This window comes from Candidatus Avedoeria danica, from assembly GCA_016703025.1.
GTDB classification, from domain to species: Bacteria; Chloroflexota; Anaerolineae; order Epilineales; family Epilineaceae; genus Avedoeria; species Avedoeria danica.
Window position 1 is genome coordinate 53,993 of the sequence record JADJCV010000005.1, and the last position, 19,610, is coordinate 73,602.

The window sequence follows — 19,610 nt, forward strand, 5'->3', positions numbered from 1 at the left end:
GATGCACCTCTGGCCCCCGTCGCCGTCCGCCGACCGCCGCCCCACGCGCGACCGTAGCTTCCGGAGCGCCGTCGCCAGCGCCGGCGCAACGGCACTTGCGTTCGCCCTCGCTCTCGCCGCGCACCCCGCCACGCCCCCCGGCCCCATCGCCGCCCAAGCCCCCCGCGTCGTCCGCACGCTCGACGCCCAGCCGGCCGGCACGTTCGGCCACGGCTTCGCGCGCATCGCCGCTGACGGCGCACGCGTCTTCGCGATCGAAGGCGATCGGATCGCCGCGTTCGACCTCACCGACCCGACCGCGCCGCGCCCCCTCGGCCACACCGACCCGCTCGCCGACCCGACGCTCATCGCCGCCGGCCGCGGCCTCATCGCCGTCGTCGTCCATCCCACCGGCGATGCCGGCCCGCCCTCGCTGGCCCTCTTCGACAGCCGCGCCAATCCGCCGACCGCCGCCGGCACCGTGCCGCTCGGCGCGTGCGACGCGGCGAACGTGGCCATCGCCGGCGCATGGTTCGCCGTGGCGTGCGGGGCGGAGGGCGTGCGGATCGTCGATGCGTCCGCGCCGGACCGGCCGGTCGTCGCCACGACGCTGCTCGACGCCGGAATGGCGTGGGCGGTGGCGATGGACGGCCGGCGGCTGCTCGTCGGCGGTGCGACGGGCGCGGATGACGCCGGCTTTGCGGCGTTGTACGACGTCACCGATCCGGCACGGCCGGCGCCATCGAGCCACACGCGCTGGCCCACGCCCGTTATGGCCGTCGGCCTCGGCCCCGGGCACGCGTTGGTCGGTTCTCGCGACAAGCACTTCAACACGCAGCTCGCCGTCGTCGACCTCGATACCGACGGCGCGGGCGGACGTACGACCCCATGGACCATCCGGTCAGTGCGCACCTTCGACAGCTCGTACGGCAGCCCGCGGATCGCGTCCGACGGCGCCCACGCCTTCGCGACGTTCCCGGTCTGGATTCGCGGCGAATCCAAGGTGCTGGACGTCGACCTGAGGCAGCCGGACGCGCCGTGGGCGCAGGAGCTGCACTTCCCGTGGCACGCCGTCGACGTTGCGCCCCTCCCCGACGGCCTCGTGATCGACGACGGTTACCGCGGCCTCGTGCGCTACGGCCGCGACGGCAATGCGCAGCTGGCCGAGCGGGCCATCGTGCCGACGATCTCGGCGCCGTACGGCGCCATCACGGACGGTACGCACCTGTTCGTTGCCGATGACGACGACGAGCTATGGGCGCTCGACGTCATCGATCCTGCCGCGCCGCGCGTCGTCGGCCGGTCGACGCTCGGCCCGCCGCGTGGCGGCTGGGTGTTCCCGACGTGGGGTGGTGGCTTGGCGCTCGGCGCGGGGCGCGCCGTCGCCGTCCGCGGGCCAGCGTTCAGCTCGATCGGCGACGTCGGCCTCGTCGACCTCGCCGACCCGCTCCGGCCCCGTCCGCTCGGACGATGGGTGGCGGAGTCGGATTCGGGCATATCCCGCGCACCGAAGGACACCTACTCCTTCGCCACGACCTCGCGCTACGACCCGATCGACCTCGGCGATCTCGTCCTCGTCCCGTCTCTCGATGCCGGCGTGACCGTGCTCGACGTCCGCGACCCGGCGGCGCCGACATTCGCGTCCATCCTCGCCCGCCAGGGCGGCTGCGGGACCTGGCGCGGGCGCACCTGGGTCATGGGCGACTGCGACGTTCGCGGCATCGCCGCCGCTGGCCGCACGGTCTATGTCGCCAGCAGCGAAGCCGGCGTCCTGATATACACCCTCCGGGACGACGGGACGGCGACGGCGGCCGGGACGATCGACGTGCCCGGCGAGGCGTATGACGTCGCGGTCGTCGGCGACGCGCTCCTCGTGGCCGTGTCGTTTGCCGGCGAGCGGAGCGGCATGCGCGTCATCGACCGGCGGACGCTCCAGGCGGTGCGGTCGGTCGAGGGCTTCGCGGCGCTGCGGCTGCGCGTCGCCGGCGACACGGCGTTCGTCGTCGGCGTGGACCAGGGCGCCGACGTGGTGGGGAGCCGGGATGCCGTCTGGGCAATCGACGTCGCCGACCCGTTCGCTCCCGTCGTGCGCGCCCGCATCCCGCTCCCGGCGAACCTGGATGCCCACCTCCGCCCGGCGCACGTCGCGCGGATCGGCGACGTCCTTGCCGTCGTCGCCGCGGTCGAGGACGGTGACGGCCCGACGATCCTGCTGTACCGCCTGACGGACGGTGAACCGCTGCCGGCCGTCGCGCCCGGCGCCACACTCACGGCGTGGCCGACGCGTGCGCCGTCCGCGTCGCCGGAGCCGGAGGAGCCGACGGTTGTGGGGGTGCCGGGCGCGACGGCGACGCCGCGGCCGCCGACGGTTGCGCCGCCCGATGGGCCCATGCGGCGGGCGTTTCTGCCGATGGCGATGGTGCGGCGTTAGTCGGGCGGAGAGGGCTTTAGGCCGCCGGCATCACGCAAACAACCGCCCGACCTCCACCTCAAACCCTGGCAGCACATCTCCTCCGTCCAGCACCTCGCCCTCGCCCAGCACCCGTACGTCGCCGCTCGCATCGTGAACTGTCACCGTGCGCTTCCGCGGTCGCACCACCCAGACAAGTGGCGTGCCGGCGCCGAGGTAGTCGGCGACCTTCTCAGCCACGTACCGCTCAGTGTCGTTCGGCGAGACGACCTCGACGGCCAAGTCGGGTGGTCCTTCAATGAAGCCGGCTTGGTCTAGCGGGTGGTCTGCGCGGGGGAAGGAGAGGAACGATGCATCTGGGCCGCGCACCGTGTCCGGATTGCGGAATAGGACAAAGCCGGTCTCGGCTGCGTACACCCTGCCAAGGTGTGAGTGGTCCTCGATGAATGCGGCGATGCGGAACGCTACTCTTGCGGCCACGAACCCGTGACCGCCGCTGCCAGGCGACATCTCGATGTACTCCCCTCGGACGAGCTCGGACCGCCCGGGAAGATCCGGAATCGCCGCCAGCTCTTCCGCGGTCATCAGCTTGGTCCGGGTGATCATGGGGCGTGGTCCTTGGTGCGATTGCGACGAATTGGTCATGAGCGCTGGGGGTATCGAGTCACGAGCGAAAGCTAGCCGAGCGCGCTCAACTGCGCAAGGGCGCCAGCGACAAGTCTGCGACATCATTGACCCACCCACCCCCTCTACGCTATCGTACCTTCCCATCGCGCCGCCCCGCGGCGCCCGCCGCGCTCCGTGCGCGGTCCGCCCACCCCTCCCCGCCCGCCCCCGCCGTCCACGCACGGCGCCGGAGCCGAGGCCATTGCGCAGACCCCTGATCGCCGGTAACTGGAAGATGCACAAGACCGTCGCCGAAGCGCGCGCGCTCGCCGGCGCGGTCGTCGACGGCGTCGCTGCCTCGTCGATGGCGGATCGAGACGATCGATTGGGCTGCGACGTCGTCCTCTGCCCTCCGTTCACCGCGCTGGCCGCCGTCGCCGACGTCGTGCGCGGCAGTGACGCGAGTGGCGACGACGCCCGCGGCAGCGGCGTGTACGTCGGCGCCCAGGACGCCTTCTGGGGCGACGCGGGCGCGTTCACCGGCGCGGTGGCGATGCCGATGGTGGCCGAACTCGCCTCGCACGTCATCGTCGGCCACTCCGAACGCCGCACGCTGTTCGGCGAGACGGACGACGGCGTGAACCGCAAGGTCCATGCGGCGTTCGCGCACAACCTCGTGCCGATCGTGTGCGTCGGCGAGACGGCCGCGGCGCGGGACGAGGGGCGGGCGGACGCCGTCGTCCTCGGCCAGTTGGACGCGGCGACAGACGGTATCGCGCCGGATGAAGCCGAGCGGCTGGTCGTGGCGTACGAGCCCGTCTGGGCGATCGGCACCGGGCGGGCGTGCGATGCCGGTGAGGCGGCGCGCATCGCGGCGTTGGTGCGGGCGCGGCTGGCCGAGGCGTTCGGCGACCGCGTCGGACGAAGCGTGCGCGCGTTGTACGGGGGCTCGGTCAATCCCGGCAACATCGCCGCCTACCTGGCCGCCGAAGACGTCGATGGCGCGCTCGTCGGCGGCGCCTCGCTCGACGCAGCGAGCTTCCTCGCGCTGGTGAACGCCGCGCGAAATTGACTTCACATCACCCCAATGCGACGCGTTCGCGAACGCGCGACGCCGTCGCAACAACCTGAACCTAAGGACAGACACACTTGAGCGCCAAACTGCGCATCATCCCCCTCGGGGGCTTCGGCGAGGTCGGCCGCAACCTGACGGCCATCGAGTACGACGAACAGATCATCATCATCGACTGCGGGCTCATGTTCCCTGAAAGCGACATGCCCGGGGTCGACCTCATCCTCCCCAACTTCACCTACCTCCAGGACCACGTCGACAAGGTCCTGGCCTACTTCATCACCCATGGCCACGAGGATCACCACGGCGCGCTGCCGTTCGTCCTGCCCCACGTCCCGGCGCCCATCTACGCCACCGCCCTGACGCGCGGCCTCATCGAGGTCAAGCTGAAAGAGCACGGCCTGCTGGCCATGGCCGAGATCCACACGATCACGACCGAGGACGTCATCGACATCGGCCCGTTCCATGTCGAGCCGTTCCGCGTCAGCCACAGCATCCCCGACACCGTCGGCTTCGCCGTCGACACGCCACTCGGGCTGATCGTCCACACGGCCGAGTACAAGTTCGACCTCACGCCCGTCAACGGCGAGACGACGGACATCCACCGCTTGGCCGAATACGGCCAGCGCGGCGTGCTGGCGCTCCTCAGCGACAGCACGAACGCCGAGCGGCCCGGCCATACGCCCTCCGAGGCGATCGTCCGCGAGACGCTCGAGCGCGTGTTCGAGCGCGCGCCGGGGCGGATCATCATCAGCACGTTCGCCAGCAACATCAGCCGCGTCCAGGAGACGCTGAACGTGGCCGCCGAGTTCGGGCGCAAGGTGGCGCTTGTCGGCCGGTCGATGGAGAACAACTGCCGGATGGCCCTCGAGCTCGGCTACCTGAAGGCCGAGCCGGGCCTGATCGTCTCCTTGCGGGATCTCGAAAAGCTGCCGCTGGACGAGGTCGCGATCGTCTGCACGGGCACGCAGGGCGAGCCGACGAGCGCGCTCGTGCGGATGGCCAACGACAATCACCGCGACGTCAGCCTGATCAAGGGCGACACCGTCGTCCTCTCCGCCACCCCCATCCCGGGCAACGAGGAACTCGTCCACCGCACGCTGAACGAGCTCTTCCGTCACGGCGCCGACGTCCTGTACTCGGCCCTGTCACCGGTGCACGTCTCCGGCCACGCAAACCGCGAAGAGCAGAAGCTCATGCTGAAGATCGTCGCGCCGCGCTACTTCATCCCGAACGGCGGGGAGCACCGCATGCTCTGCCTGCACGGCCGGATGGCCAAGGACCTCGGGATGGCGGACGAGGACATCTTCATCCTCGAGAGCGGCGACGCCGTCGAGTTTGACGGCAAAGGTGCGCGCAAGGTTACCCGGGTGGCGAACGGCGAGTACATCTATGTGGACGGCAAGAGCGTCGGCACCGTCACCGAAGCGATCCTGCGGGATCGCCGCCAGCTGGCGAGCAGCGGCTTCGTGACCCCGATCATCGTCGTCGACCGGACGACGCGCCGCTTGGTCGCCGATCCCGAGATCGTGACCCGCGGCTTCGTCATCTACAAGAACTCGGCGGAGCTGATCGAGGAACTCGTCAAGCACGTCGCCGGCGTCGTCGACCGCGCCGCGGACGGTGTGCCGGCCCAGAGCACGTCGTCCGGCGGACGTCGTGACAGGGGCCGCGACTTCGACCGTGGCCGTGACGGGGACCAAGACCGCGAAGCGGCCGATGAGGGCGGCGGTGCCGGCGCGACGCGCGGCGGGGCGACGGCGGAGCTGGCGGAGCGGGTGAAGAACTCGCTGTCCGGGTTCGTCCAGGACCGGACCGGGCGGCGGCCGATCGTGCTGCCGATCGTCATCGAGGTCTGAGGCGTTGTCGGCCTAGTCCTACACGAACCCGCGCGGCCGGCCGCTTCCGGCCGGCCGCGCCCTCCCTTATGCTCGTTGAGACGCGCGGCCCCCCATGGCATCCCCCCCGTTCATGGCACCGACGCCGTCACGGCCCCCGCAATGGCTGGGGGCTCCCGTCGAGCACCAAGGGAGATGAACGATGAACTCAGACATGATCAAGGGCGACTGGAAGCAGATGCGCGGCCAGGTCAAGGAAGCGTTCGGCAAGCTGACCGACGATGACCTGCTTGTCGCCGAAGGCAACGTGGAGCAGTTGACCGGCGCCATCCAGAAGCGCTACGGCTACACGCGCGAACAGGCCGCCCAGGAGTGGACAGCGTTCACCGAGCGCACCGCCAACGGAACGGCGAACACCGCCGACGTCGTTCGCGGCCGAGCGGCAAACGCTGCGGAGCACGTGCGCGGTGCCGCGGCGAGCACCGTTGACGCCGTGCGCGGCGCTGCCGGCAACGCCGCCGATGCCGTACGCGGCGCGGCAGCCACCGGTGCTGCCGCGGCAAGCGAGGCGGCGGCGAAGGCGGCGCGCGTCATCGACCCGACCACCAACAAGGACGCCCGCCCCGAGCTTCGAGACCGCTAGTCACGCGGCGGCCGTCGATGCAACGCGTTTCGACACATGCCATTTGCCTCGTATTTGTCCCGTCCGGCCTCGGTGCGCGAGGTCCGTTGAACACAGGTTCTGTGCGCTCAATGGCCTCCCAACCGTGTCCGACGTCGGTATTTGCAGCGTGCGGAGCCAGGGCGATCAGCCCTGGCTCCGCACCGTTGTGCGCATGACGTCGCACGCACAGCCAAGTGCCTCCTCACCGTGGCCGTCCATCCATCGTGCGGTCGCCACCCCCGGGCTTGTCACCATGTCTGTCGCGACCGAACCCATCGTCGTGTTGATCCTCGAGGACGGGCTGCTCCTGCGGCAGCGTCTGGTCGAGTTGATCCGCACGGTCGACGGAATCGACGTCGTTCTCGAAGCCGGCGATGCACCGACCGCCGTGGCGTTGGCCCGGCAGCACAAGCCCCAGGTCGTCGTGCTCGACATCCGCGTGCCGGGCGATGCGACGATGCGCAACGGGCTCGACGTGCTCAGGGAGATCAAGCGGTTCGCGCCGCTCACGGGCGCCATCGTCCTGACGAACCTGTCGTCGGCACCGTATGCCCATCAGGCCAACCATCTCGGTGCGGACGCCTTCCTCGACAAGTCAACCGAATTGGACGAGCTGCTCCCTACCATCGAAAGCCTGGTCGCCCAATGGCGCGACCGGGGCTCGTCGATCGTTGGCTAGCCCAAGCATGTCGAGGCGGTCGGAATGATGTATGGCAGTCTGCGCGCACGCGTTCTAGCGGTCGTCTTCCTGGCGCTCCTGTCGTTCTTCGTGATGGTCGTCGCCGTCGCGCCGACGAGTATCGGGCGCGGTCCGTCGAGCGTCCTCGGACTGGTGGGTGGGGGCATAGTGGCCCTCGCCCTCGCCTGGGTCAGCACGGGCTCGATCATCTCGCAACCGGCCGAGCGCGTCGTGTCGGCCGCGCGGCGGCTGCGCGAAGGCGATTCGACGGCGCGCGCTGCGCTCCGGGATCGCAGCGAGATCGGGGAGATGGCGCGCTCGTTCGACGAGCTGGCTGAGGCTCTCCGGACGCGTGAGCGTGAACTCGAGGCGCTTAACGCCGATCTCGAGGAGCGCGTTGCGCATCGGTCCGCGGCGCTCGAGCGTGCGAACGGCGAGCTGAGCGCGTCGCAGGCCGAGCTGCGGCGCTTGTCGCACGAGCTGCTCGAGGTAGTGGAGCTGGAGCGGCTGCGATTGTCCCGCGAGGTACACGACCAGATCGGTCAGGCGCTGACGGGCATCAAGATGGATGTCGCCGCGGCGCGTCGTCGCCTGGCTGCGGACGACGTGGCCGGGGCGAACAAGCGTCTGGCAGCGGCGATCGAGACCGTCGACGACACGGTGCAATTGGCGCGCCGGATCGCGCTGAACCTCCGCCCGAGCCTGCTCGACGACTGCGGCCTGATGCCGGCGGCCGAGTGGCAGATGGAGGAGTTCGGGCGCCGCACCGGGATCCCCTATCAGCTGACGGCCAAAGTGGACGAGAGCGTCATCCGACCCCAGCTCGGAACGGCGGCCTATCGCATTCTGGAAGAGGCGCTGACGAACATCACCCGGCATGCGAATGCGTCGAAGGTCGACGTCCAATTGGCGACGACGACGACGGACTTCACGCTGACGGTCCGCGACGACGGCCGCGGCATCACCGACCAGGATCGGGCTGCACAGCGTTCGCTCGGCCTGGTCGGGATGCGCGAGCGGACGCTGCAACTGGGGGGAACGCTCGCGATCGTGGGACGGAGCGGCGGCGATCACGGGACGACGCTGACGCTCACCCTGCCGATCGAGCATCCGACCAGTCGAGGCGCAGCACCGTGACGAGCGATCGTTGGGTCGACGATCAACCCGGCGGTCTATAATGCGGAGCATGATGCAGAAGCCAGCCTGATGCCGATCCCCCCCGACGAAGTGGCGGACACAGCTCAGGCGCACGAGCGCGACCTCGAGTCGATGAACGCCGAGCTCGAGTACCGCGTGGCACGCCGATCGGCGGCCCTCGAGCTCACGAACGAGCGGCTGCGCGCCTCGCGCACGGAGTTGCGACGGCTGTCGCGCGAGCTGCTGGAGATCGCCGAGCGGGAGCGAAAGCGGTTGTCCCGCGAGGTGCACGATCAGATCGGCCAGGCGTTGACCGGCCTGAAGATGGACCTCACGACCACGCGCCGCCGGCTGGAGCGGTCCGATGTCGAGGGCGCCCAGGCCAGCCTGTCGTCGGCCATCGAACTCGTCGACGACACCGTCCGCATGGCCCGGCGCATCGCCCTCGACCTCCGCCCGAGCCTGCTGGACGACTTCGGCCTGGCCGCTGCGGTCGAGTGGCAGCTCGAGGACTTCGGGCAGCGATCCGGCATCCGCCATCAGCTCGCCACGGACGTCGACGAGAGCGCGATCTCGCCGGCGGTCGCCACGGCGGCATATCGGATCCTCAACGAAGCGCTGACGAACATCGCCCGCCACGCGGCGGCGAGCGCGGTGGACGTGCGGTTGGCGACGGACGGATCGCACCTCACCCTCGTCGTCCGCGACGACGGGCGCGGGATCACAAGCGAGGAGCAGTCGGGCCCGCACGCGCTGGGCCTGCTCGGCATCCGCGAGCGGGCGCGCCAGCTCGGCGGGCGCGTGACCGTCGTCGGCGAACACGGCCGCGGCACCGTATTGACGCTCGTCCTGCCGCTCGAAACCCCGGACACCTTGGAGACGGAGGAGGACCCGCATGACGAGGGTGCTGATCGCTGACGACCACGCGATCTTCCGGCGCGGTCTCGAACGGACGATTCGCGGACGAGGCCGGCGGCTGGGAGATCGGTGAGGCGGCCACGGCCGACGAGGCGATGCGGCAGGTCAGGGAGGCGGTCTGGGACGTGATGGTCCTCGACATCTCGCTGCCCGACCGCAGCGGGCTCGACCTGCTCCCCGAGATCAAGGCGCTGCGCCCGGCAATGCCCGTCCTGATCCTCAGCATGCACGCCGAGTCCCAGTACGCGATGCGGGCCCTCAAGAGCGGCGCCTCCGGCTACGTCAGCAAGGACAGCGCCTCCACCGAGCTTGTCGACGCGCTGAAACGGGTGCTGGGCGGCGGCAAGTACGTCAGCGCCGCCGTCGCCGAGTCGCTGGCCGACGTGGCACTCGGCAACGCCAGCTCCACGCCGCACGAATCACTGTCCAACCGCGAGTTCACCGTGCTCGTCGGGCTCGGCCAGGGCAAGGCGGTCGGGGAGCTGGCGGCGGAGCTCGGGCTGAGCGTGAAGACGGTGAGCACGTACCGCAGCCGGATGCTGGAGAAGATGGGCCTGCGGACGAACGCGGATGTCGTGCGGTATGTGATCGATCACGGGCTGGGGTAGTCGACGCCGGTCGGCGACGGTTCCGCCTGCCAGGCGACGGTTTCGCGCGCCGTGCGACGGTTTCGACCGCTGCGCGACGGTTGCGCGGCGGTGGCGCGGCGGTGAATCGGCCCCACGGCCCTGCAGATTGCGGTTAGGCTGACACCGCGCTTCGGTCAAGCCCCGCACCCCACCACATCGCGCCCGGGGTGACGAACCACAGGCCGTGGCGGCGGAGGCCTGACGATGTCCCCGACCCACCCCCGCTCCGGTGCCGTCCCACTGCGCACCGCGGCGCTCGCCACCACCGTACTCATGCTCGTGACGATCGCCCACCGGCCGATCCCGTCCCCGCCGCCTTCGCCGGTGCCGGACGTGGCGACATCGGCATCGACCGAGCCCGAATGGCGGCCGCGATCCACATCCGACGTACCGACCGCGGCCCTCGCGGTCCACAGCGGCGCCGTGCGGTCCGGGCGTTCGCTTGCGAAGATCGTCCTTCCGCCCGACCCGAACGGCATCCGCCGCGCGCCGGTGCCGATCCTGCTCTACCACCACGTCACCGCCGACGTTCCGGCAACGTCGGCCCTGCGGGAGACGACGGTTTCGCCGGCCGCGCTCGAGCTGCACCTCACCGCCCTCGAGCGCGACGGCTGGACGGTCGTCGCCCTCGACGCCGTCGTCGATGCCCTCGCTCTCGGCACGCCGCTGCCGCCGAAGGCCGTCGTGCTGACGTTCGACGACGGTTGGCGCGACCAGTTCGACATCGCGCTGCCGATCCTGCAGCGGCACGGCGTGACGGCGACGTTCTTCATCACGACCGAGCCCGTGGAGGCCGGCTGGATCGGCTCGCTGACCTGGGGTCACGTCAAGGCGCTGGCGGAGGGCGGCATGACGATCGGGGCCCACACCCGCACGCACCGCGATCTGCTCGGCCTGTCCGACGCCGCCCTGGCGGACGAGCTGACGGCCTCGGCCGACGTCATCGCCGCCCGCACCGGCACGCGCCCGCGCCTTCTTGCCTACCCGTACGGCAACTTCGACGGCCGCGTGCTGGCGGCGGCGGCGGCGGCCGGGTATACGGCGGCGGTCACGGCGAACCCCGACGGATATGCGGCCGGCGAGTCGCTGCTGGCGCTGCCGCGCATCGCGGTGCGCGGGGGATGCGACACGAAGGCGGCGTTCGAAGGGTGCGTGGGGGCTTGGCTGGGGGAGGCCGAGGGGTGGTGGGAGGCGGTTGCGCCGGGGAGGGGGTCACGCTAGGCTCGCATCGTGGCGCAGTTCGCTGCCGATTCAGGCACAGACCGCACGACACTGCCGCATGATCCTACCTATGACTCCGCGCCATCCCTGCCTATTGCCAGCCGCTGGACATACCCAGGACCGGCCGCCACCCCTCACGCCGCCCCGCCCGCCGCCACCGGCGCCGCCCCACCGGCCGCCCCCGCCCCGCCCCTTCGCCCCAGCCACACCATCTGCGTCACCAGCGCGATCGGCCCCACTGTGAACAGCGCGAAGTACGGCGCGTGGACGCTCACCAGCTGCACCCACTGCCCCACCGCGCCCCAGGCCACGTCCAGGCCGCCGATCGTCCGCAGGACGAACTCCATGGCGGCGACGAGGAACGCGACGAACATCTGCGGGACCTTGCCCTTCACGGTCGTCGGCGGGTCGGTGATCATGAAGAACGTGAAGAGCTGGTACATCGGGCCGGTGATCGGCGCGATCTCGGCCAGGTAGGGGTCGCCGGTGATCAGGTGGCGGAGGAAGGCGAACGCCAGGAAGGACAGGACGTACGTCAGGCAGATGTGGAAGCGCTTCAGGCGGCCGATGATGATCGCGCCCGCGGTCCAGATGACGAGCATCACGTAGAGCTTGTTGTCCCACTGGATCGAGAGCGTCGCCACGGCGTTGTGGGCCAGGATGACCATCATCGCGATGCCGAAGTTCGACGGGTTCCAGATGTGGCGGCCGCGGTACCGGATGACGTACTTCGAGCCGATCGTGATCAGCGCGCACAGGATGTACGGCCAGTAGTACGGCGAGCGCAGCAGCATGCCGATGCTGATCCCGCTGATGTAAGCGCTGGCGGCGTGCGGCCACTGCTTGCGGATCAACTTGGACAGCACGACCTCGGCGCCGATGCACGTGGCGATCGAGAGCAGCGTCTTGTCCATGCCCTCGAGGCCGCGGAACAGCGCGTTGCCGGCGATCAGGATCAGCGTGATCAGCAGCGGCGGCAGGTAGCGCTTGTCGATCGGCATCGCCAGCCAGTGGCTCTGCGGCACGGCCGGCGGCGCCGGCAGGGTCTGCGGCGTGGTCGACATCTCGTCACTCCTGATCGGTGATCATGGCCCGTTTCCGGCCGTCACGTCGTGCACCGTGTCCACGGCCGGCGCGGCGAGAGTCTGCTCCGTCCCGTCCGGCCACTCGATGATCGCCTCGTCGACCTGGGCCGCGCTGCCGAGGCCGAAGTGTAGCTGGCGGGCGTTCTGGGCGCAGAACCCGGACGCGCTCAGCACGCTCTGCACCTGCTCCTGTCCGCCCCAGCGCAGCCGCACCCGGGCGCCGACGGCGTCGCGGTTCACCTTGCCCGCCCCGGTCAGCGCAAAGCCGATCCAGTGCCGATCGGGTGCGACCTCGTTCTTGTAGACGAGCAGCGGCCCGCGCTGGTGCGCCACGACGACATCTTGAACGCCGCGGTTCCAGAGATCGGCGACGGCGACGGCCCGCCCGTCGTACGTCTCCGTCACGCCGACGACCTGCGCCACCTCCACGAACCCGCCCGCGCCGTCGTTCAGCCAGACGCGCTTGGGCTGGGCGCCGGCGAGGCTCTTGTCGGACATCGGCGGCCAGTTGGCGGCGTCGGAGATGATCGTCGTGTTGCCGCCGGCGATCTTGGAGTAGTCGTACCAGTAGCTCTTGCTCGGGTTCAGGCTGACGAAGCCGTTCGTCAGGAACAGGTCCTGGTGGCCGTCGTTGTTCAGGTCGGCGAACTGCGCCCCGAAGCTCCAGCCGCCGAGCTCGACGCCGAGCGAGCTGGCCAGGTTCTCGAACCTGGGGGAGTCGGTGGGCGCGTCGGCCTCGGGCACCCAGAGGTTGTTGCCCTGCAGCAGCACGCCTTCCTCGGAGATGTTCGAGATGTAGATGCTCTGCCGGCCGTCGTTGAAGACGTCGCCGAAGGCCACGTTCATCCCGCTCTTGGGCCGGAAGCCGATGCCGCTCTCCTTGCCGATGTTCGTGAAGTGCCCGTTGCCCTCGTTCAGCCAGTACTCGCTGACGCCGTAGTCGTTGGCGATGACGATGTCCTGCCGCCCGACCCCGCGCAGGTCGGCCGCGGCGACGGCCAGCGACCAGCGGCGGCTGTCGATGCCCGCCGCGGCCGTGACGTCCTCGAATCGCCCGCCGCCCAGGTTGCGGTAGAGGTAGCGCCGCCCGCCGTTCTCGGCGTACTCGAAGCTCTCGGGCATCATCTTCGTCGACTGCAGGTGCCAGAGGTCGACATCCTCGGCATAGTAGCCGGCGAAGAACAGGTCGAGCACGCCGTCGTTGTCGTAGTCCAGCCACGTGGCGCTGTTGATGTTCGCCCACGCGGGCAGCGCCGCCGCTTCGCCGACGGGCTGGAAGCGGACGCCGGCCCCTTCCGTCACGTTCTCGAACAGCTCGGAGCGCCCCCACTTGTAGAGGAAGACGTCCCGGTCGCCGTCGTTGTCGTAGTCCCCCCACACCGCGCCGGCCGAGACGCCGGTGCCGTCCCGGTTCACGTCGGCCAGGCCCGCCGCCGCCGCGATGTCCTCGAACGTGCCGTCGCCCTTGTTGCGGTAGAGCGCGTTCCGGCTGCCCTCGCCGCTGTTCGTGACGTACAGGTCCTGCCAGCCGTCGTCGTCGACGTCGACGATGCTGACCGCGGCGCCCATGGCCGCCATCTGCGGCATGATGTGGTCGAGCTGGGCATCGAACCTGGGCGCGGTGTGTGTGAACGAGATGCCGGCCGCGCCCGAGACCTCGGCCAGATGGAAGCCGTGGCGCTCCAGCGCCGCCGACCGGTCGCCGCCGGCCGGGCCGCCGTCGCCGCCCGCGCCGCCGCCGTCGGAGCGGTTCGCGAGAAAGGCGGTGAGGGCGAGCAGGCCGATGAAGCCGGCGCCGAGCGCGATGCGGCCGATCAAGTCCCCCCGGCTCTTGCCCCCGGCACCGGCGACCTTGGATCCCGATGCGTTCATCGATCCTCCCCCCACAACGCCCGCTGCACCGGCAGCGGCGAGACGTAGCGCGTGTGGTACGTCGCCCAGTCGTTCGCGTTCGCGCGATAGACGGGGTCGTCGGCCAGCGCCCCGGTGGCGCCGTACACCTGCTGATCGACGTACTTCGGGTTGTCGTGCGACGGCAGCGGGTGGACGGTGGCGGAGTAGGCCGTGTTGAAGTCGCCGTCCTTGTTCCAGCCGTCGCTCTGGAAGACGTAGTCGCGCACCATTGCCGCACCAGCGGCGGACGGCGCGACGTCGTCGAACACCAGGCGAACCTCGTCGCCGGCGTTGACGATGACGTAGCGGTCGTCGACCGCGGAGAGCAGGGGCTCGACGGGGCCGTAGCGGGTGTACCAGCCGGCCAGGTCGAGCCAGATCGGGACGGTCGAGGCGATCCGGTTGTAGTCCGGCGTGTCGGGCTGGCTGCGGGGCGAGGCGCCGGGGCCTTGGACGCCGCGGGCGTACTGGTTCGTCATCGAGAAGCCGTGGTGGCCCATGACGGCCGAGCGGAGCGTCGCGGTCGTCACGGTCGCGACGTCGGCCGGAAGCCGCCGGGCGACGCCGAGGCGGTCCCAGTAGATCTCCATGCTGTTGCGGAGCCGCAGCCGGACGAACCCGTCCGCGTCGCGCGGCGCCTCGGCGAGCTTGCCGAGGTCGATCAGCATCGTCTTGCCCTTGCCGGCCGGGAAGCCGATGAACGGCTCGACGACGGTCCAGCCGCCCTGGCCGTCGAGGGTCTCGAGCGACAGAGCCTGCGGCTTCGGCCCCGTGCCCTGCCCGAGCGCGACGTTGATCGAGCTGTCCGTGGGGTAGAGCCAGCCTTGGGCGATGACGACGGCGTTCGCGAGGTCGCCGCCGACGGATGCCGGGTCGATCGCGAGCTCGACCCAGTGGTCTTCCGCCAGCCCCTGGTACCTGCCGAGGGCGAACGTGTCGAGGTAGAGGTTGTCGCGGTCGGCGACGAGGTCCGTCACGTCGCGACCGCGGTGATCGACGGCGGCCGCGACGGCCTGCACCGGGCCGGTCGGCTGCACGGTCAGCGGCGCGGGCGGAACGACGAACCGCTCGTCGACCCAGACCTCGACATCGGGCGCGTGGTCGACGGCGATGAGGCCGAACCAGTCCCAGTAGTGCGTCTCCCAGAGCTCGCCGGTTACGCGCAGGTCGAGCATGCCATCCTTGGCCGCGGCTGATCCCGCGCACTTTCACCCAGTCCTGCGTCGTCACGACGCCGGCCGTGTCCTGCGCGTTCAGCCGGAGGCCCAGCGGCGACTTCCAGAGGACGTCCGTGACGAACGCCATCGCCGTCCCGTCCCAGGCATACAGCCAAGGGCACGACCCCTTCAGCCGCTGCTCGACGACGATCGGCGTGTCCACCGCAACGTCGAACTCCGGCTGGATCGTCCCGTTCGGCCACGTGAACCGCACAAGCTCCGCCGTCGTCCGATCCCCAAGGCCGATGTGGATGAACGGCCCGTCGATCGGCACCTTCTGCGTCAACCGCCCGCTCCGCGCCTCGACCGCCCCGCCAACGGCGAAGCTGTTGATCCGCTGGTCGGCGGCCTCCACGGCGCGCGCCTGGAGCGTCACGGCGTGGTAGGCCTTCTGACCGCCCTGGTTCATCAGGACGACGGGCCGGCCGGCGACGTTCACGCCGAGGAGGTCGATGCGGTGGTCGTTGTCGATGTCGGCGACGTCCGTAAGTCGGAAGCCCGCAGGGAGCGCAACCGGAGTCCAATCGGCCGGCGTTGCGCCGCCAAGCCAAGCCTGGCTCGTCGCACTCGTCGATGCCAGAAGGTCGATGGCGCCGTTGTTGTCGAGATCGGCACTGAACACGTCGATTACGGGCCAACCCGGACTTGGCGTCGGAATGTTCGCTGTACCGGTGATCCTCGCCACAGCCCAGGTGGCTTCGCTCGTCGATGGCGCCGAGAGCAGCACCAACCCCTGGCTATCCGCCGCAACGACGTCGATGCGTCCGTCCCGATCCATGTCCGCCACAGCCACCTGCCCCACTTCGAGATCACTGTCGTGCCCGGCGCCGAGGCGCTCGAAACGACCGCCCCGAAGATTGCGGAACACCCCGAGGTTGCCGGCTGTCACACTGCCGAGCGACGTCCTCGTTCCCACGATGTCGTTCACGCCATCCTGGTCGATGTCTAACCAAGCGACGGGGATCAGCCCGTCGAACTGCCCGTCGGCAACGGCGTTCCAGGTCCCTTCGCCGTTGTTCTGAAGGACCACGTTGCGAAGCGGGTCAGGACCAATGTCCGACGCACGGGACAGCGTCAGCACGAGATCTAGATCTCCGTCCAACTCGACATCGATCGGAAGCAGCGACGAATATGCATCTCCGGTAACCGCATCGCTCAATCCGGTGGACGCCGTGACGTCCTCGAACCGCCCCGGCGCTGCCTGTCGCCAGAGCCGGAGTCCGGTCAGGCCGATTACGGCCAGGTCTGGCAGGCGATCGTTGTCAAAGTCCAACAGCTCGGCATCAATGACGAGAATGTCGTCGTCCACGGGCAGTTCGATCAGATCGGCGGCTTTGAGCACGATCGGAGCGTACGGCATGACCGTCCACACGGCCCATGGTGCATCCGCCTCCGCCGTGACGGCCATGGCCCGAACACGCGCCAAGCGTGCCGCCGTGGACGTCGAGGGCGCGGTAGCGGAGATTGCGCCCGTCGCGGTAATGGCACCACCCGCATCCACATCCTCCAACACCCTTTCCTCGAACGTCACCGTCCCATCCGCCTCCGCCGCCGTCGCGCTCGGCACCGGCAGCACCATGAACGCCGTGATCGGCTCGCCGATCACCTGATCGCTCGACGTCAGCTTGGCCAGGTCGACGCGGAAGACCTCGGTGGCGCGGGAGAGGTTGTCGAGCATCGCCAGCTGCGAGGCGAGCGCCTTCGGGTCGCCCTTGGCGGCGGCCTGCAGCTCGGCGATGAGCGCCGGCAGGTCGGCGGCCACCTGGCGCTGGTCGGCGCTGACGCTGGCGACGAGTTCGTCCGTGCGCGCGGCGATCGCATCGACGGCCGAGGCGAGGGCGGGGGCGTCGCCGGCGCGGGCGGCGGCGCGGGCGGTGTCGAGGAGGGCCTTGAGGTTGGCGGGGTCGGCGGCCAGGATCGCGGCCAGGTGGGTGCGGATCTCGGCCTCGGCCTCGGGGCTCGCCTGGCGGGCGAGCTCCTGGATCAGCGCGTACTGTGCCCGCAGGTTGCCCGGGTCGTTCTCGATCGCCGCCCGCCAGAGCGTCAGCGCCTCTTCCGCGTTGCCGGTGCGGCTGGCGATCAGCCCGCCGAGGAACGTGATCCGGCTGTCGTCGACGTCCTTGTCCGCCTCGGCCAGCGCCGTGGCCGCCGCGTCGTTGTCGCCCATCCGCAGCCGCGCCACCGCCAGGTTCGCCCACCCGGCCGGCTCGGCCGGCGCCAGCTGCGTCATCGTCGTGAACATCGCCGCCGCCAGGTCGTTCTGCACGCCGGAGTCGAGCGCGCCGAGGCCGCTGTAGAACAGGCCGACGACACGGTCGTACGTGGCGGGGTCCAGCGGCGCGGGCTCGGCCTTGCGCTTCGTGCAGCCGACGAGGCCGATGGCGACGAGCGCCACGGCGGCCAGGGCGGCGGCATGCGAGGCGCGGCGGCGGGGCCGCGGCGGAGCGGCTTGGAGATCGTCGTGGGATCGGGACATGGCGTGCAACGTCCGGGGGTCGTGGGCGAAGGCGACATCATATATCGTCAGCGGCCGTCGCGACGCCTGCGGCGGACGGCCCAGGATGCCGCAGATATCGCCGGCGCCGGCGCCGGCGCGGACACCCTCAGCCCGCCAGCCGCTTCCCGATGACGTTGCTGCCGAACAGCACGGCGGCGCACCCCGCCGGGAACAGCACCTCGTTGACGGCCCACGTCATCAGTGCCGCCGAGGCAGGCTTGATCGCCGCGGCGGGCGAGACCGCCCAGATCGCGCTGCCGAACACGAGGCCGATGCACAGCCCGATGCCGAGATACGCCGCCAGCCCGCCCCAGCGCTGCCGCTCGACCCACCCGACGGCCAGCCCGAGGCAGCCGTACTCCACCGCCTTGATCGCCGCGATCACGGCCAGCGTCGCCACCGCCACGTTGCCCGCCGCACCGACGCCCAGCATCGTGCCCACGCTCTGCTGGACGCCCTTGGCCGTCCCGAACGCGATCGGCGCCGCCACGAGCCCCGCCAGCCCCGACGCCGCCGGCGCGCCGCCCGAGGCCGTCATCCCCGCCGCCACCCCGACGCACACCAGCGTGGCCCACGAGACGCGGCTCAGCGCGTCGGCCACGGCCTTGTCCGGCACGAGTGCGTTCCCGTGGCCGAGCGCCACGACCATGGAGAGCGCCTGGACGCCCAGGCCAAGCAGGATCGACAGCCACGCCACCTTCAGGAGCGTCGCACGAAAGCCGGGTGCGCCGGCGTCGCCGGACTGTGCCATTGCCCTATCTCCTCGGCTTCAGTGAAGTCGTATCTCGTCGTCGAATGCGCGAATCGCGTCCGCCACCGCCCCCGGCGCCTCGAACGGCAGCAGGTGCCCGACGCCCGGGAGCTCGACGAACGTCGCCGCCGGCTGGAGCGCCTGCCAGCGCTGCCACGCCGCGGGCGACAGTGTATCGCTCAGCGCGCCGCGGATCGCCAGCGTCGGGACGGTGAGGCGCGGGAGGACGTCCCAGACGTCGGTCGGTGGGGTGCGGTAGATCTGGGCTTCCCATTCGCGCGGGATCGACAGCGTGCGCGATGCGTCCGACGCGCCGCTCATGGCGCCGCGCTGACGCCCAGTACCCATCGTCGACCCGTGGACGTACGCCCGCAGAGCGGCATCGTCGAAGCGCGCGAAGACCGGCTTCGTGCGGAAGTGATCGAACGCATCCTCGACGCTGTCCCACGTCGTTCTTCGCCCGACCGCCCCTCGCACCAACGCCGCGCGCGGGCTCGGGCCGTCGTCGCCCTCGTCCGCCTCGTCGGCCGCACCCTCGACGTCGCTCGGCATCAGGAAGACCGGGTCGATCAGGACGACGGACGCGAACAGGTCCGGCCGCGCCACCGCCGCGTACAGCGTCAGCACGCCGCCGAGGGAGTGGCCGAGGCCGACGATCGGACCCGTCTGCTCCGCCGCCGCCAGCACATCGAGCGCCGCGACGAGGTCGTCGGCCATCGGATGCCAGTTCGCCAGCGCGGCGGCGGCGGCGATGCCGGCCGTCATCGGACGCGTGCGGAGGCCGACGACGCGGCAGCTGTCTGCCAGGGCCTCGGCCAGCGAGCGATAGCACTGCGGCGGGTAGCCGTTGGCGTGGGCGATGTGCAGCCACGGTGGATCCGTCTCGTCCGCCGCGCCCGCCGAGACGGCCACGCCTTCGTCGTCGCCGATCGCTTCGTCGAACGACGGCGTCGGCTCGCCTGCGAGCGAATCGAACGACCAATCGCCGGCCCGAACGCCGTCGCCAATGCTCAT

13 protein-coding genes and 1 pseudogene are annotated in these 19,610 nt (G+C 70.5%); 9 read left to right on the forward strand and 5 right to left on the reverse strand.

Translation table 11 applies throughout. The features are described 5' to 3' along the window. The first annotated feature begins 1 nt into the window (after position 1). Positions 2-2,410 carry a hypothetical protein gene (locus IPG72_14695; GenBank protein ID MBK6770228.1) on the forward strand — a complete coding sequence of 803 codons (2,409 nt, stop codon included), beginning with the start codon at positions 2-4 and terminating at the stop codon, positions 2,408-2,410. Positions 2,411-2,440: 30 nt separating this feature from the next. Here the strand turns inward: IPG72_14695 and IPG72_14700 are convergent, their stop codons facing one another. Continuing rightward, positions 2,441-2,995: a Uma2 family endonuclease gene (locus tag IPG72_14700; protein ID MBK6770229.1), complete on the reverse strand. Its 555-nt coding sequence runs from the start codon at positions 2,993-2,995 to the stop codon at positions 2,441-2,443. Between the two features lie 262 nt (positions 2,996-3,257). On the opposite strand from IPG72_14700, the gene IPG72_14705 reads away from it, so the two are divergent. The 8 genes and pseudogenes from IPG72_14705 (at position 3,258) to IPG72_14740 (ending at position 11,153) form a co-directional block, all read left to right on the forward strand. Then, entirely contained in the window at positions 3,258-4,067 is an 810-nt protein-coding gene (locus IPG72_14705) for a triose-phosphate isomerase (protein ID MBK6770230.1), read from the forward strand. Between the two features lie 77 nt (positions 4,068-4,144). Further along, positions 4,145-5,926 (forward strand): ribonuclease J, encoded by a 1,782-nt coding sequence (locus tag IPG72_14710; protein ID MBK6770231.1) that lies wholly within the window; start codon positions 4,145-4,147, stop codon positions 5,924-5,926. Positions 5,927-6,107: 181 nt separating this feature from the next. After that, positions 6,108-6,548 carry a CsbD family protein gene (locus IPG72_14715; GenBank protein MBK6770232.1) on the forward strand — a complete coding sequence of 147 codons (441 nt, stop codon included), beginning with the start codon at positions 6,108-6,110 and terminating at the stop codon, positions 6,546-6,548. Between the two features lie 124 nt (positions 6,549-6,672). Next, complete coding sequence (locus tag IPG72_14720; protein ID MBK6770233.1) at positions 6,673-7,248, forward strand: response regulator transcription factor; 576 nt, start codon at positions 6,673-6,675, stop codon at positions 7,246-7,248. Between the two features lie 24 nt (positions 7,249-7,272). After that, positions 7,273-8,385, forward strand: coding sequence for a HAMP domain-containing protein (locus IPG72_14725; GenBank protein MBK6770234.1), 1,113 nt, complete (start codon positions 7,273-7,275; stop codon positions 8,383-8,385). A gap of 69 nt (positions 8,386-8,454) precedes the next feature. Beyond that, the gene (locus tag IPG72_14730) at positions 8,455-9,303 is read left to right on the forward strand and encodes a sensor histidine kinase (GenBank protein MBK6770235.1); all 849 of its coding nucleotides are present in this window, start codon (positions 8,455-8,457) and stop codon (positions 9,301-9,303) included. Beyond that, positions 9,281-9,911: pseudogene (locus tag IPG72_14735) on the forward strand (response regulator transcription factor). The gene IPG72_14730 and the pseudogene IPG72_14735 overlap by 23 nt, the downstream one beginning before the upstream one ends. A gap of 225 nt (positions 9,912-10,136) precedes the next feature. Next, complete coding sequence (locus tag IPG72_14740; GenBank protein ID MBK6770236.1) at positions 10,137-11,153, forward strand: polysaccharide deacetylase family protein; 1,017 nt, start codon at positions 10,137-10,139, stop codon at positions 11,151-11,153. A gap of 134 nt (positions 11,154-11,287) precedes the next feature. Here IPG72_14740 and IPG72_14745 read toward each other — a convergent pair whose 3' ends face one another. The 4 genes from IPG72_14745 to IPG72_14760 form a co-directional block, all read right to left on the reverse strand. Further along, positions 11,288-12,217 (reverse strand): hypothetical protein, encoded by a 930-nt coding sequence (locus tag IPG72_14745; GenBank protein ID MBK6770237.1) that lies wholly within the window; start codon positions 12,215-12,217, stop codon positions 11,288-11,290. A gap of 21 nt (positions 12,218-12,238) precedes the next feature. After that, entirely contained in the window at positions 12,239-17,824 is a 5,586-nt protein-coding gene (locus IPG72_14750) for a VCBS repeat-containing protein (protein MBK6770238.1), read from the reverse strand. 127 nt (positions 17,825-17,951) lie between these two features. Further along, complete coding sequence (locus tag IPG72_14755; protein MBK6770239.1) at positions 17,952-18,596, reverse strand: hypothetical protein; 645 nt, start codon at positions 18,594-18,596, stop codon at positions 17,952-17,954. Between the two features lie 18 nt (positions 18,597-18,614). After that, a complete protein-coding gene (locus IPG72_14760) occupies positions 18,615-19,610 on the reverse strand; it encodes an alpha/beta hydrolase (protein ID MBK6770240.1) in 996 nt (331 codons plus the stop codon).